General features: G+C 43.0%; 13 protein-coding genes. 8 read left to right on the top strand and 5 right to left on the bottom strand.

What is annotated here, in order from left to right:
- The first annotated feature begins 132 nt into the window (after positions 1–132).
- Complete coding sequence (locus ACPK8D_RS05640; protein ID WP_424716869.1) at positions 133–753, top strand: hypothetical protein; 621 nt, start codon at positions 133–135, stop codon at positions 751–753.
- A gap of 156 nt (positions 754–909) precedes the next feature.
- Here ACPK8D_RS05640 and ACPK8D_RS05635 read toward each other — a convergent pair whose 3' ends face one another.
- Positions 910–1,734, bottom strand: a complete 825-nt coding sequence (locus ACPK8D_RS05635; RefSeq protein WP_424716868.1) for an alkaline phosphatase family protein — start codon at positions 1,732–1,734, stop codon at positions 910–912.
- 116 nt (positions 1,735–1,850) lie between these two features.
- Here ACPK8D_RS05635 and ACPK8D_RS05630 point away from each other — a divergent pair, with 116 nt between their 5' ends.
- From ACPK8D_RS05630 to ACPK8D_RS05610, 5 genes are all read left to right on the top strand, one after another.
- Positions 1,851–2,498, top strand: coding sequence for a hypothetical protein (locus ACPK8D_RS05630; RefSeq protein WP_424716867.1), 648 nt, complete (start codon positions 1,851–1,853; stop codon positions 2,496–2,498).
- A gap of 180 nt (positions 2,499–2,678) precedes the next feature.
- The gene (locus ACPK8D_RS05625) at positions 2,679–3,143 is read left to right on the top strand and encodes a hypothetical protein (RefSeq protein WP_424716866.1); all 465 of its coding nucleotides are present in this window, start codon (positions 2,679–2,681) and stop codon (positions 3,141–3,143) included.
- Positions 3,144–3,409: 266 nt separating this feature from the next.
- Complete coding sequence (locus ACPK8D_RS05620) at positions 3,410–3,625, top strand: hypothetical protein (protein WP_424716914.1); 216 nt, start codon at positions 3,410–3,412, stop codon at positions 3,623–3,625.
- A gap of 73 nt (positions 3,626–3,698) precedes the next feature.
- On the top strand, positions 3,699–3,992 hold the full coding sequence (locus ACPK8D_RS05615; protein ID WP_424716865.1) for an ArsR/SmtB family transcription factor: 294 nt from the start codon (positions 3,699–3,701) through the stop codon (positions 3,990–3,992).
- A gap of 179 nt (positions 3,993–4,171) precedes the next feature.
- Positions 4,172–5,065: a nicotianamine synthase family protein gene (locus ACPK8D_RS05610; protein ID WP_424716864.1), complete on the top strand. Its 894-nt coding sequence runs from the start codon at positions 4,172–4,174 to the stop codon at positions 5,063–5,065.
- 47 nt (positions 5,066–5,112) lie between these two features.
- Here ACPK8D_RS05610 and ACPK8D_RS05605 read toward each other — a convergent pair whose 3' ends face one another.
- Both ACPK8D_RS05605 and ACPK8D_RS05600 read right to left on the bottom strand, forming a co-directional pair.
- Positions 5,113–6,714 (bottom strand): PKD domain-containing protein, encoded by a 1,602-nt coding sequence (locus tag ACPK8D_RS05605; protein ID WP_424716863.1) that lies wholly within the window; start codon positions 6,712–6,714, stop codon positions 5,113–5,115.
- Between the two features lie 702 nt (positions 6,715–7,416).
- Positions 7,417–8,271, bottom strand: coding sequence for a MerR family transcriptional regulator (locus ACPK8D_RS05600; RefSeq protein ID WP_424716913.1), 855 nt, complete (start codon positions 8,269–8,271; stop codon positions 7,417–7,419).
- A gap of 221 nt (positions 8,272–8,492) precedes the next feature.
- Here ACPK8D_RS05600 and ACPK8D_RS05595 point away from each other — a divergent pair, with 221 nt between their 5' ends.
- Both ACPK8D_RS05595 and ACPK8D_RS05590 read left to right on the top strand, forming a co-directional pair.
- On the top strand, positions 8,493–9,296 hold the full coding sequence (locus tag ACPK8D_RS05595) for a M48 family metallopeptidase (RefSeq protein ID WP_424716862.1): 804 nt from the start codon (positions 8,493–8,495) through the stop codon (positions 9,294–9,296).
- 260 nt (positions 9,297–9,556) lie between these two features.
- Positions 9,557–10,867, top strand: a complete 1,311-nt coding sequence (locus ACPK8D_RS05590) for a hemolysin family protein (RefSeq protein WP_424716861.1) — start codon at positions 9,557–9,559, stop codon at positions 10,865–10,867.
- A gap of 270 nt (positions 10,868–11,137) precedes the next feature.
- On the opposite strand, the gene ACPK8D_RS05585 is transcribed toward ACPK8D_RS05590, so the two are convergent.
- Both ACPK8D_RS05585 and ACPK8D_RS05580 read right to left on the bottom strand, forming a co-directional pair.
- Positions 11,138–11,812 carry a hypothetical protein gene (locus tag ACPK8D_RS05585; RefSeq protein ID WP_424716860.1) on the bottom strand — a complete coding sequence of 225 codons (675 nt, stop codon included), beginning with the start codon at positions 11,810–11,812 and terminating at the stop codon, positions 11,138–11,140.
- 665 nt (positions 11,813–12,477) lie between these two features.
- Positions 12,478–13,971, bottom strand: coding sequence for an alpha/beta hydrolase family protein (locus tag ACPK8D_RS05580; RefSeq protein ID WP_424716859.1), 1,494 nt, complete (start codon positions 13,969–13,971; stop codon positions 12,478–12,480).
- Between the last annotated feature and the right edge of the window lie 318 nt (positions 13,972–14,289).

The raw sequence follows: 14,289 nt of genomic DNA, 5'->3' as shown, positions 1-14,289 counted from the left end.
CTCCTTTCTTCTCCTTCCCTCTCACTTCATACACCATACTAATTTTTTTACTATGAGTACTTTTTTTTATTATGATACCTTAATGATTAATGGGAAGTCATTTGCCGCCAGAGCAATTAAGGGAAGTTTATTATGCCTGTTTCTTTCAATCCATACAATTCTATCCAGAATAATCCGGTAAGCTTTCAAAGAACTCTCTCCAGCCATTCGCCTGATATCTCTTTTTCTCTCGGGCCTGTCGAAGAAATAAAACTATTTCTCGATATGGATGGAGTCCTTACGGATTTTACCGGCGCCTGTGAAAAACTGGGTGACGATATGATGTTCTGGTACAGCAACGATAGAGAACTTTTCTGGAAAAAAATTACATTTGCGGGAATCGAGTTCTGGTCGGAGATGTCCTGGATGCCCGGAGGGAGGGAACTGCATGGATTTCTTAGAAATTCGGGCCTCTGTCCGACAATCCTTTCTGCACTCCCCGGCCCTGAGAGAAAAAAAGCCTTAACCAATGCTAGAGAGGGAAAAATCAAATGGCTCAGGAAAGAACTGGGGTCCTCTTACGCAGAAACTGCAATTCTCTGTTACCGCCCGGAAAAAGCCTTACAATCAGGGGTTTCAAGGGTACTTATTGATGATAACTCCGAAAACATCCGCGAATGGGAGGAAGCAGGAGGTACCGGAATTTTGCATAAGAATACCAGCCGGACAATCAGGTGTTTCGGTAAGATTCTTGAAGTCGAGCAAAAGTTTTGATAGATCGAATTTTACAGGAAATTTTATTATCCACGTATTCAAGCTGAAAAGTATTAGTTTCAGAAGCCCTGAATCCTGGTAGTAGTGTTTTCAGACTCAAAATAAAAAAACGATAATGGTTTCAGGATAAGAGCTTCCGGAATCTATTGAAAAAATTTAAGCTTCTTGCTTACAGGCAACGATAAGAGCCACAAGGTTTTGCCTGTGGTTTTTGATAGCTTCTCCTTCCGCACTCTTTAACCATTTTTTTCCGCCGTGGATTGCATGATCTCCGCAGATAAAGAAAATCGTTCCTTTTTCCGCGTTCCGGTAAATCTCACCAAGATTTTCATCGATGGCTTTTGCAGCCTTTTTAAGTTCGTCCCAGCTTTCTGCCCTGTGGGAAAAACGGTCAAGTGCCCTGAGATGAACTGCCAGGACATCGGGCTTTTCCTTAAGGGCAAGTACCGCATAATTCGTGATTTGAAGGTCATAATCCAGGATATCTTCGGAATTCGGAACTCCATAAAAGTCCTTTATCCTTCCCCTGAAACTTTCCGCACCCTCGGACTCTATAACCGCAGACGCTTTCATGCCTGCCCTGTAAGCCCATTCCATCACGCTTTTCAGTCTCGGGTTTTCCGAATCTTTTGCCCTTTCGGTATAAATGTCCGCTGTCGAGTAAATATTATGCTCTTCCGGCAGGTATCCTGTAAAGATTGATGCAATAGCAGGGGATGTTATGGTTGCCGGAGACCTGCACCTGAACAGGAGCCCTTTTTCGGCAATTTTACTCAAATTTTTCATTAATGGAGAAAAATATTTGTAAAGAGAGTATCCAAGACTATCTACCACAATAATTACTGCTCGCTTGCAGCCTCTTTCCTTTGCGTAGCGCTCTACTTCCTGAATTGGCTTGCCAGCAGGCGGAACCATAGGGATTTTCAACAGTCTCGAGATTGTAGGCGCAATATCAATGGTGCTGCACTCTAAAATTTTCATATGCTCTCCAATATATTATCTGGCAAGCCGGCTTATATTTGTTTCCCGTACTGCCTGTTTTAAACTCAGATCTTCTATAAATTATACCGTTTAGATATCAGGATTCGAGGGAAAAAATGGATACTGAAAAAGAAGCGTTCTCTGAAGCAGAATCCCCTGAAAAAGGGGAAGAGTTTTCAGAATTGATCCGGTATACTGTGCCAGGTTACCTTTTAGGGCTTCTGGCAGGAATTTTTCTGGACTCTCAGGGATTGCAGCGAAGCCCTTTAGGGCAGTGGTTTGTCCGGACGCTTGCAGGTGAAGGAGAAAGCATCTTTGAAGGAATTTTTTCGATACGGAAGCGCCTCAGTCGAGCTGAAGGGAGTATGGCAGAAGCTTATGGCTGGGGCAAATTTTTCGGAATTTCCATTCCCTGGATAATCGATCTCATCAGCCGGATAGTCGGAGTAGATGTCTACGGAGTTGAGGGTTTCTATATCCCTTACTTTTATGCCCTGAGTGACCAGATCGGAGCTAATATTTCAGGCCTGCTTTTCCTGCAGCGCAAAGAGGGGTCCTGGAAAGCAGGCATCAGGCAGTATATTCGCCATCCTGTTATGCTGGCAAGCCTCTTTGTGATTACGCTTGTCCCTCTAGGGCTGCTTGGAGCCAGGATTCTTGGCTTCAGCCCGACAACCCAGACCTTTACAGCCCTTGAAACTATTGCTGCAAACCTGTGCTGGATCCCTCCGCTTGTAGGGTGGGCAAATGAGAAGTACCGTTAAATTTTCGTGAAAGCTAGCAGTACCTGCCATAAATTATATATCTTCACACAAACTACATATGTAGTATAAATGCTACATATGGTGTGGTAACCGGCTTTTACAGTCGTTATAATTGATACATTCGATTACGTTTGATTACAGGCGTAAACAAAGTAAAAAATAGGCGTGAAGGTGCAAGGTATGAGAAAAGCGATAATAGCAATTCTCCTGGGAATACTGCTTATAGGTGCTTCCGGGGCAGCGGTCGTCAGTGCAGTTGCTTCGGATAATGCAGGGGCGAACTACGGATTTGGGTCAATGCACAGGTGGGCTGCAAGAGGCACGGGTATGGGCCCACGTGAAGGAAATTTCTCCTATTGCCCTTATTTCAACTCAAGTAATACAGCTGAACTTGAGGTTGAAACTGTAGATGAAGCACTCGAAATCGCGAGGAAAGAAATCGATAGCGATGTCTCCAAAGAGGACATTTCTCAGATGCGTCGCTGGTGGATTGTTTCCTATGAGGATGGGGATGGGGTTTACAGTCAGGCAAGAATTGATGCTGTCAGCGGTAAAGTGTTTACCGATTACCCTGCTTGCGCAGGAGCACAGGCAGGCGGCAGGCACGGCAGGGGTCAGGGCTATTGCAGGGCATATGCCTATTGAGAGCAATGATTACCGGTTGAATGCTGAATCCATCCCTTAAAACCATCTTTTTATTTATTTCCTCAGGTTAAATTTCCAGACTGCAGGTTAAATCTCCAGTTTATTACCCTTTTATCAAAACATCTTTATCGGGTGTTTTATATCCGCAGTTACCTCTCTACCGGATATTCTTTTATATTTATGGTTAACAATATCTGAGGAAAAAGTCGATGGAATAAGGAAAGCGGATAATATCAAGAAAACCTGTTTTTTTCGAGGTGGAAAGCTTGAATGGTATGGGATACGGCATGATTGGCTCTTTCTGGGGATTTCTCCTGAATCTTCTACTTATCCTTCTTATAGTGGGTGCTGTAGTAGTGATGCTGAACAGGTCCGGGTACGCAGCTCCAAGGGATAATGAGCGAATTGTGAAAATGGAAAAAGATATCGAAGAAATCAAAAAAACGGTAGAAGAAATAAAATCCAAGCTGGAAGAAATCTAAAGTTTTATGCCTGCCGCAGGCTCTGGGAATCTTCCAGATCAGGTGAAACCAGAAATACGTGAGGACATTCCGTATGGCAAAATCACTTCAACAAATAGTGGAGATCGGCGAAGCCCTCTCTCATCCTGTAAGGCTAAAACTGCTCTACCTGCTGGCCGAGAGGGAGAGGTATGTATATGAACTCGCCAAGGATCTGGACCTCTCAAGGCAGGTAGTAAACCTTCATTTAAAACGCCTGGAAAAAGCCGGGTTTGTTGAAAGTGATCTCAGGCTTGAAGATGATGATATGCGGGCCAAGAAATTTTTCAAGCTAAAAGCTTTTGATGTTTCTCTGTCTATTGAAGACCTGAAACGGATTTTCGAATAAATCCGCGACTTCAGTGGATTTTGATAACTGGATTTTGATACATCTACCGTGCTTTTATTTGACTTTTCTTTTCTACTGCCTGAGTAAATATGTAAATATCAGCCTCCTGGATTTCAGGCTCCGGGCAATTCTCAACAGGAATATATTCAGGTGCGCCATAATACTCTTCGGAGATTGGTATGGTCAGTGCGGTTAGTGAGAGCCTGGAGCTTTCAGAAGTTATTCTCGAAGAAATGTTCGGTTTGTATCAGGAAATAAGGGAGCTGTCTGAGGAAGAGATTCTCTCCTGCTCTTCAGACCGGGCCGAAAAATTGTTCCTGAAACTGGATGCTTTAATTACCCGGGATTTAGAGAACGATGTAATTTCTATCCTCCTGGGTAAACAGGAGCTTGAACCGGCTTTTGCTCACATGAACCGGTTCAGGAATTTATATACAGTGAGGCTGGAAGCCATATACTCAAGTGAAATCCTTGCAAGCCAATCGCCCTGGAATGTACTTGAGGAATTTCCTTTTTACAAAAATTATCTCAGGCTGGTCCGGACAGAATACGAAGGTTTCGGATTAAAATCCGGGGACAGGGTCTTTTTTCTCGGGAGCGGGCCTCTTCCCCTGACCCTTATTGTCTTTTTCAGGTGCCACGGGGTAAGGGGTACAGGGATAGAGCAGGACCCTGCAAGGGCACAGCTTTCAATAGAAGTGCTTGATAAGCTGGGGCTTTCGGAATATATTACCATAATTAACGGGAATCATCTTTCTATGAACCCAGTTGATTTCACAGGTCCTGACACCGGGGCAAGGGCTCTCATGATAGCTGCCCAGGCTGAACCTAAAAGGGAAATTCTCGATCACTTATTAGAGGTAATACCTGCAGGATGCAGGATTTCTTACAGGATCTACGAGAAAGGCTTAATGAAACTGGTAAATCGGGATTCTTTGCTTGATTTGCCTGAAGGTTACAGGGAATACAAGAGAATCCAGCCTGACCCTCCTGCATATAATACAGTCATATTTTTGGAGAAAAAAAGTAAATGCTCCAAAAACCGGAGCATTATGAGATTCTTTTCCAACTGAACCTTAGTAGAGTTCTTTTTGTGGGCTCTGGTGAGCTCTAGTTACTTTCAGTATATTGGTGTACTACTTTTTGGTGGTGCTTGTGTATTATTTGCTGGTGGTACCTTGGGACAGGTACAGACATTGACTATAGAAGATTTTAAATCCGTACAGTTTTTATTGCTCACTGTCAGGTTAACTCTATAGCTCCCAGGTTTCTTGTATACATGTAGAGGGTTCCTGTCACTTGAATTTGTCCCGTCTCCAAAGGTCCAGTACCATTTAGTCGCATCTTTTGACAGGTCCGTAAATTTCACCGCATAAATGGGCTTGCTGCTGAAGTTTGCAGTAGGACATTTTGGTACTACAGGACAAGTAGGACATGGACACGTAGGACATGGTGGCTTTGGTACCGGAATAGGACACATACAATGTCCGGATGGAACAGGAAGGCTCTTTGCAGGCGTTGTGGCTATAACGTTGTTGTTTATCGTGTTAATTACAGTGATAGTATTGCTGTTAAGGTTTGTTACATGTGCTTCGTTTCCTATGACTGCAATACTGGCAGGATATTCTCCAACGTCAATTGTGCCTATAATATTGTTGTTTATTGTATTAATTACAGTAACAGTATTACTGTTGGCGTTACAAACATATGCATTTGTTCCCGCGACTGCAATTCCGGTAGGATATTCTCCAACATTAATTGTGCCTATAACATTGTTATTTATCGTGTTAATTACATTGACAGTGTTGCTGTTAGCATTAGTCACATACGCATTTGTTCCTGCAACTGCAATTCCAGCAGGATTTTTCCCAACATTAATTGTGCCTATAATATTGTTGTTTATCGTGTTAATTACAGTGACAGTGTTGCTGTTAACATTGGTCACATATGCATTTGTTCCTGCGACTGCAATTCCGGTAGGATATTCTCCAACATTAATTGTGCCTATAACATTGTTGTTTATCGTGTTAATTACAGTGACAGTGTTGCTGTTAACATTGGTTACATACGCATTTGTCCCTGCAAATGCAATTCCAGCAGGATAATCTCCAACATTGATTGTGGCTTCAACATTGTTGTTTACTGTGTTAATTACAGATACAGTATTGTTGTTAATGTTAGTCACATACGCCTTTGTTCCACTTGGACTGACTGCAACTCCTCCAGTACTGGGGCCTACACTCAAATTGGTTGTAGTATTTGTGTCTTCGTTAATTATACTGACAGTACCGTTAGTTTCGATTGCTGGTGATATGATTTCTGGTACCGATAAATTCTCTGGTACTGTTATGTTCTCATCTGGTACTGTTATATTATCCCCTGATACTGTTACAGTAGGCTCTGGTTCTGTTACAGTAGGCTCTGGTTCTGTTACAGTAGGCTCCGGTTCTGTTACAGTAGGCTCTGGTTCTGTTACAGTAGGCTCTGGTTCTGTTACAGTAGGCTCTGGTTCTGTTACAGTAGGCTCTGGCACTACTGGCTCTGTTTCAGTAGGCTCCGGAACTACTGGCTCTGTTTCTGTTTCATTAGCTCCCGGTGCTGTTGGTAATAATGTTTCTCCATTCTGTGCTATTACTGATACAGCCGTCACTGATATTAGAAAAAAAAGTACCGCGAAAGCACTTAATATCTTTTTTATTCTGTCAAATTTTTGTTTCCCCATTTATTACACACTCCAGACTTTGCTAAGTTTGATACAATTTTGACCTGGTTATTTGACCTGTTCCCGTCCAATAGATCTGCTGTGTAAATATTTCTTACAAATTCATCGCCCACACTAAATTTTAAAGACTATTTCCAGATCTTTATGCAATCAGTATAACCATCGAAAGGCTTTCAAAATTGTATCAGGAAAAGATTCTATTTATACGATATAATAATTAAAGAAATATAATTAAGAATACTATAATAATAAAAGCTTTGAAGTTTATTGACGAGTAAGTATAAATATATATAATAAATTTATTTTTTTAACATACTTCTTGATCTCGAAAAAGAGTAAACAAAACATGATCTGTTAGACATATGTGAAATGAACTGGAGTAACGTATTGCCCTGAATCAAATATATTAGGTATACCCGCATATTGATTCCATAACTTCATACACCTTATGGAAGCCAGTCCTTTTCTTATCAAAAATATTATTTTGTCTTTCAACGTACTTATAATATGTTTTTCAAATCAGGAAAATCTGAAAGTAACTTTTTGTGATCTTGATCAACATTATTCGACTATCAGCTGATTTTTACTTTAATATTCATTTTTTAAACTAAATCCTAAAGTAGCACAAAATGGTAAAATGTGCCGTAGTCAAGTTTCTGGTAAAAAAGAGAACCGCTCCGGAGAGCTGGAGCAGCGAATTAATTATTTCTCCCTTACCGGAATTTGAACCTCAGTCATAAGCTCTTCTTCAGGAACGTCTGCAGGGTCATTGAAATACAATTCCCTGCTCGGGCTTAGGGTTTCCAGCCTGTTCTCCCGGGCGTACGAGAAAATCCGGTTGTAACCGGCTTCGACTCCGGGATATGGCCCCCGGTAGACAACCGAAACGGCCCTTATAGCAGGCAGGGTTTTTACTTCCATTTTGGGGTCTTCTACTGAAATTCTGCCCGATACCGGCAGGGCGATTTCAATATCAGCCCCGGTTTCTTTGTACTCTTCATCATGGCAGAGAAACATAACAGGACCTGTAACTTTTACACGGTTTCGCTGGTTTTCAGGGCTGCCGACGCATGTACAGATTTCGCCTATGAGCTTTCCAATAGTCACCGCAAAAGTTCCTTTTTCACGTTTGCTTATTACTCGCAGCTCGGGTATTTCTTTAATAACGGGTTCTGTAACAGACATTTTGAATAACTCCACAACTTTTCCATTATGTTTGCAGGCGCCCTGCAAGATCCCTTCGATCTTTTGCAGCTGTCCGATTTCCAGCCGGGTTTGCTCAAGTTTCTTCCTGAAGCCTGCTCCTATGTACCCAAAATCCCCTTTACTTTCCGCATCGAAAAACCGGGAGATATCCTCCAGTGAGAATCCGAGGAAGCACAGAGTTTTAATTTTCATTCCCTGCTCCAGCTGGGAAACGGTATAGTACCTGTATCCCGTAAAAGGGTCCTTTGCTTCCGGAACAAGCAGCCCTTTCCGGTCATAGAGCCTCAGAGCTTTTTGCGAGAGGCGGGTCATGAAAGAAAACTTACCGATTGGAATCTGATCGACTGACATCTTGCTCAAGCCAGTAATTGTCCTGAAATTAGATAAACAACCTTACTTTTCCCCGGGGGAGACTCCCACCTTACTAACAGTAAAAATCATCTTTTACAGTAAAAGGTATATTGTCGAAAATCTAAAGTATAGTCTAGTCATTGGCTAAAAAATTAAAATGTACTGCGATTTTTGATGGGGTTATTTAAAGATATTTTCAGAGAAATGGGGGGACAAATAGCTTGCTGGATAGTGAAATAAGGAATCTCAGGCATCCTGCCGAAATACCTCTTTTTATTGTATGTTTGCTTATCAGTATTTTTATTTATGTCACATTAATGACGGTTCCGATTCTATATCCCGAGGAACTGGGGCCTGAATATATACTGGTAGTGCCGGCAGCGATCGCTTTTTTGTCATTTGTTTCCGGTCAGACTTACGGGGGAATGATGGCAAATGCGATCAAGCTTTCGGAAAAGCAATTTCCTGAACTCTACGAAATCATAAAACGCCTTTCTTTTGAGCTGAACCTCAGAGAAGTTCCGGATGCATTCCTGATCCAGGAAGGCGGGCTTATAAATGCATTTGCTACCCGGCTCTATTTCAGGAGAAACTACGTGGTTTTTTATGCGGATGTGGTTGAAGTCGCGTACCGGGAAGGAGACTTTGATTCTCTTGAGTTCATAGTTGCACATGAGCTGGCTCATATAAAGGCAGGCCACGTGACCCTGCTCTACAACCTCTCAATCTTTCCGATTGCCTTTGTGCCTGTCCTCAAGAACCTTTTATGGACTGCCCTTAGCCGGGCCAGGGAATATACCTCAGACAGGATTGCAATCCGGCTTGCTCCTTCAGGCAAAAAAGGGCTTATAGTACTCTCCGCAGGCGAGCATCTTTATAAGGCGGTTAATTATGAGGAATATCTTGAAACCGCAAGAACTCCTGAAGGATTCTGGATCTGGTCAACCAATTTACTTTCGACACATCCGGCCCTGGTCAGGAGGGTAAGGGCAGTCAATGAGAACATGCCAGGAAGAATTTTTTAAATGATGAGGTTTAAAACGATGGATTTTAAAAACGTACCTGGAATAAAGCTGGAAAGTTTTCTCATCCGGGACTGAAAGGGATACCAGGCTTGAAATCGCAGCTCTGGCGGGAGGTTCCGAGCAGCAGGCAGCCGGGAGAACCTCAGAGAGATTAGACACTCACTGAAAAACGAGTAAATAAGACTATACGCTTATAAAATCATAAATTTTCATAAAGACTATAAATAGCTTTATGTTATAATCCAACCAATACCTCCAAAATGTCATATTTGCTTGAGATCGCAATCGTTCTTGTTCTGATCGCACTCAATGGCATCTTTTCCATGTCAGAGTTTGCCCTTGTTTCTGCCAAGAAAACCCGCCTTAAACAGCGGGCGGAAGAAGGAGATACAAGGGCAGTTGTTGCGCTTAAGCTCGCGAATGAGCCTACACCGTTTCTCTCGACGATCCAGATAGGAATTACTCTTGTGGGGATCTTTGCAGGCGCGTTCGGGGGAGCTACGATAGCAGGAGGGCTCGCGGTTTACCTTGGAAAGTTCCCTGCTCTGGCCCCGTACAGTGGTGTGCTCAGCATCACGTTTGTGGTACTCGTTATTACCTACCTGACCCTGATTTTTGGGGAACTTGTTCCTAAACGGCTTGCACTCAGCAATGCGGAATCCATAGCCTATGCTGTCGCAAAACCCATGTTCTCTCTTTCTGTTATTGCAAAGCCGTTTGTGATCATTCTCAGTCATTCCACCGAGGCTGTGCTCAGGGCCATGAAGGTCAGGAAGACTACCGAGCCTCCGGTAACCGAAGAGGAAATCAAGATTATGCTTCAGGAAGGAACCGAGGCCGGAGTGTTTGAGCGGGCTGAACTGAGCATGATAGAAGGTGTGCTTGAGATTGGCGACCGCCGCGTTGATTCCCTGATGACGCATCACACTGATCTCGTTGCACTTGACCTCGAAGATCCGACCGATGAAAATCTGAGGAAGATGATTGAAAGTGGCCGATCCAATTTTCCGGCATACGAGGGAGATCTGGACAATATTGTCGGTATGGTCTCCGTAAAAAGGGTACTTGAAAAATTTGTGGAAACCGGTACAGTTGATCTCAGAGCCCTGGTTACAAAACCGCTATTTGTACCTGAAAGCGCCTCGGTCCTGAAGCTTCTCGAATTGTTCAAGGAAACCGGGGTGCATGTCGCCCTTATCACCGACGAATACGGGAGCATTCAGGGTGTGATCACCCTTCATGATATACTTGAAGCAATTGTGGGTGAAGTCCGTTCTCTGGGCGAGCCTGCAGAGGCGCAGATTAGAGTTCGGGAAGATGGCTCCTGGCTTATCGACGGGGATGTACCAATTGAAAAGCTTAAAGATGTCCTGTCTGTGGATTCCTTTCCAGGGGAGGAACTGGGATATTACCGAACCATAGCCGGGTTGATTATTTTCAGCCTGCAGCGAATCCCGGCAACCGGAGACCATATCGTACTGGGGGGACTGCGGTACGAGATTGTGGATATGGACGGCAATCGAATAGATAAAGTGCTGGTAGCGCGAGTTCCTTTAAATCCTGAAGGTTGAATACCTGCTATTCACGATAGGATGCCTGTCCTCAGAGGGTTGAATGTATGTTTTCGAAGGTTGAATGCCTGGTCTCAGGGTCTGGAAGATGCGGTTTTGAGATGCTAAAAAGAGACTAAATACGCCCTGCAAATTAAAAAAATTAAAGAGAATTTCGATAAGTTGTAATCATATATCTGGAAAGTAGGGGGTTTTCAAGATAGTGGTATTCGAAATTCTCATTCCTGTTTTTTATCAGGTTTGAACAGGCGATAAGGCCTTTCAAAGGTTTTATTTGTTGCAGGTGGACTGTTCGGAATCGGCTGTGCAGTCAGTCTGAACACAGGCCTTTTCGGAGTCGCCAGCGCAGCTTTCCTGGTCGCATGCCTGGCCACATTCGTCCGTACAGTCTTCACAGCAATCGCCGTTGCATTCTGTCAGTTCGGAGTCATCTGCACAATTTCCATCATCACAGTTTTCGGTACAGGTATCACAGCAGGCTCCTGTGCAGTCTGCCTCTTCACAAACGTCTGCACAGTCTTCACAGCAGTCGCCTTTACATTCGGTCAATGCACAGTCGCCTGTAGATTCTGCATTGTCACATTTTTCTGTACATTTGTCACAGCATTCTCCAGTGCAGGCTTCCTGGCCACAGATTTCTGTACATTTGTCACAGCAATCTCCTGCACAGTCTACCTCGGTACAGTCCTCACAGCACTCTCCAGTACATTCTGCCTGGTCGCAGTCGCCATTACAACTGACAACTTCATTAGCGGGTAAAGGGAATACTCTATCTCCAGGGCAGTTTTGATCGCAGTCGCGAGGGGATAGGCTGTTTTGATCACAGTAGGCAGGAGATTCCTCAGCATTACACGCCGAGGCTGCAGAAACTCCTAAAGTCAATAACATTAATACAACAGAAACAGATGATGTAATTTTCCAGATTGACTTTCTGTTAAAATTCATTTTTCCTCCTAGTTTGCTTACATTTGATCCGAGAATACCCGTAATCAGGAGTTCACTGGGAAAATTAACATATAAAAATACTTATTTCTATGCCCGATTATAAAAATCGGAAAAGGAATTTAAAGCTTTGTAATGCTTTATTTCCAACCCTTAAAGATCATAACATTATAAATTGTGTTTAACTATACCTCTCCCCAGTTAAAAATTAAATGTAAGTCTTTTCAGGAGGTTATACCTCCTAAAATCTTAATACCGTCCTTTATACTCGAACAAGCCTGCCTTACAGGGTCTTCTTCTGCGTACCTTAACTTTTAAGGCCCTAAATTCCCCCAGGGCCTCAGATCCTCTGTATTTAATGAAAATACCGGGCCGGAAGCGCCATTTCTGCCTCTTGAGTATAATATCTGCCGATTCTCCCCTGAGCAGTAGAAAGTGCAGCCTGACAGCATTTTCTGAAAACAACCTGAGATTATAGACCTTCCGGAGCAGATGTTTCAGGCTGTATCCTGACGATATTAAAACCACTCAGGGCAGGGTATCGGTAAAAAAGACTGTAACCGAATACCACAAAAGAGACGGAAAATGGTAAAAGAGAAGGAAAATGGTAATAGAAAAACTGGCCTGTAATTTTGCAGCACTTTTATTTCCTTCTCATTAGCTTTCTTTTATTTTTCCTGTGTATGCTCCGAAATCCAGTTCCCTATAATTTCCAGAGCAGCCGGAGAAATTGTTTCTTCTATTTTCGCATACTCTGAGGGATACCCCGTTTTAGCGGTCTGGAACAAGTGGTTGAGGCCTGGCAGTTCTTTAACTGTGTAGTCTTTATTGCCACCTGCCTTGAGAGCCTCATCTATGGCACGGAGATTTTCTTCAGGCGGGACCTGAAGGTCTTTTTCACCGTTTATGGCAAGTACGGGACATTTGACTTTCATTAAGATTGGTTTAGGGTCGTATGTCAGAAAAAAGCGCATCCATGGCGATGAGAGTTCTGTTGCTTGAGAGTCAATAGTGGCCTCGGAATAGCCTGAACTTTCTCTTTCCTGTTCACTCATATTTACCATCTCGGCCCTCAGAATATTACGAAGCTTCTCCTCAGCGATTGTGTTATTTTCTTCTTCTTTTACCACAGAAAACATTCTTCTCATTAGAGCTTCGTTCCTTGCGATAGTCTCATTACTTGCTCCTCCGGCTTTTGCAATCAGGTCACTTTGCAAGTACATAATTTCCTCTCCGGTCAGCCCTGGGGCTGCCATCAGTACAATGAATGCGACATCCGGAGATTTTACAGCTACAATGGGTGCAATTAGACCTCCTTCACTGTGTCCGATCAGTCCTATTTGGCTTGAATTTATCTCCTCGCGGTTTTTTAGAAATTCTACTCCTGCAAGTGCATCTCCCGCAAAATCCTCAGTCGTAGCGTTTGAGAAGTTTCCAGTCGATCCTCCTATGCCTCGATCATCTACCCGAAGTACGGCAATACCCCGGCGTGTCAGATAATCAGAAAGTACAAGGAACGGACGATGCCCAAAAACTCCCTCATTACGATTTTGCGGTCCTGAGCCCGTTATGAGTATAACTGCCGGGAAAGATCCCTCTGACTGAGGGAGAGTTAACGTTCCTGCCAGCTTTATTCCTGCTTCTTTATTTTCATAAACAACTTCTTCTTCGGTATATGGATAAGGCTTTACAGGGTCCTGCTTTCTGTGCGTATCAGGGGCTTTCTCAATTCTGTTAAGCACAAGTGGAAAAGCTGATCCTGCCTGTTTCCATTCTCCTTCTATAGTTTCGTTACTCTCGTTATATATCCCTTCAAAACTTCCCCTGATGGATTTAACCTCAAGGTTAAAACTACCATCTTTGTAACTAACAGTTTCAACAGGTATGCCGTTTACTCCCTGATCAGGGCTGTCCATGCTGGCTTTGACAGACCCATCCGGAGTGGTAGAAATATTGAACACAATTCTTAATTCCAACCCACCCGGAACTTTCAAGTTTCCCATCCAGATGCCTTCTATTTCCCTGATATCTCCAGCACTATCATTATGCGTATCCTTTAGTTGTGAACTACCTTGCTGTGATCTGTCTGGTTGCGAAGTGCATCCCAGTCCCGCTATAGTGATACTCAATAAGACTATGCAAATTACAATTTTATTCTTCATGATAGCCCCTTTCTTTCACATTTTTCATTTGGCGTTTTATCTTTCTTTTATTCAATGTTTCTTTTTAAACACCTGGTTATATATCTTACTTCTTTACCGATGACTAAAATTTCAACTATTACAACTCTAACTAATATAATATGTCAGCGAGAAGATTCTGAAAATTGAGATAATCCTGTAAACTGAAAATAAATTTGAAACTCCAACCTGAATAATTATCGAGTTCTATAACGCCTTAAATCCGGAAACCCTTTTACTCGACTTAAGTTTTAGGTAAGCACATCGATCTGATAATCTTAATTTGGTATTCTCTGCGGG

Origin of the sequence: Methanosarcina sp., from assembly GCF_049706645.1 — an archaeon.
Taxonomy (GTDB): Archaea; Halobacteriota; Methanosarcinia; order Methanosarcinales; family Methanosarcinaceae; genus Methanosarcina.
The sequence above is the reverse complement of the archived record's forward strand: the minus strand, read 5'-3'. Positions and strand labels throughout refer to the sequence as shown.

Coding starts and splice junctions, on each gene's coding strand:
- ACPK8D_RS05625 (WP_424716866.1), top strand. CDS start 2,679: ATGAGAAAAGCGATAATAGCAATTCTCCTGGGAATACTGCTTATAGGT.
- ACPK8D_RS05635 (WP_424716868.1), bottom strand. CDS start 1,734: ATGAAAATTTTAGAGTGCAGCACCATTGATATTGCGCCTACAATCTCG.
- ACPK8D_RS05605 (WP_424716863.1), bottom strand. CDS start 6,714: ATGGGGAAACAAAAATTTGACAGAATAAAAAAGATATTAAGTGCTTTC.
- ACPK8D_RS05630 (WP_424716867.1), top strand. CDS start 1,851: ATGGATACTGAAAAAGAAGCGTTCTCTGAAGCAGAATCCCCTGAAAAA.
- ACPK8D_RS05610 (WP_424716864.1), top strand. CDS start 4,172: ATGGTCAGTGCGGTTAGTGAGAGCCTGGAGCTTTCAGAAGTTATTCTC.
- ACPK8D_RS05600 (WP_424716913.1), bottom strand. CDS start 8,271: ATGTCAGTCGATCAGATTCCAATCGGTAAGTTTTCTTTCATGACCCGC.
- ACPK8D_RS05580 (WP_424716859.1), bottom strand. CDS start 13,971: ATGAAGAATAAAATTGTAATTTGCATAGTCTTATTGAGTATCACTATA.
- ACPK8D_RS05615 (WP_424716865.1), top strand. CDS start 3,699: ATGGCAAAATCACTTCAACAAATAGTGGAGATCGGCGAAGCCCTCTCT.
- ACPK8D_RS05640 (WP_424716869.1), top strand. CDS start 133: ATGCCTGTTTCTTTCAATCCATACAATTCTATCCAGAATAATCCGGTA.
- ACPK8D_RS05590 (WP_424716861.1), top strand. CDS start 9,557: ATGTCATATTTGCTTGAGATCGCAATCGTTCTTGTTCTGATCGCACTC.
- ACPK8D_RS05585 (WP_424716860.1), bottom strand. CDS start 11,812: ATGAATTTTAACAGAAAGTCAATCTGGAAAATTACATCATCTGTTTCT.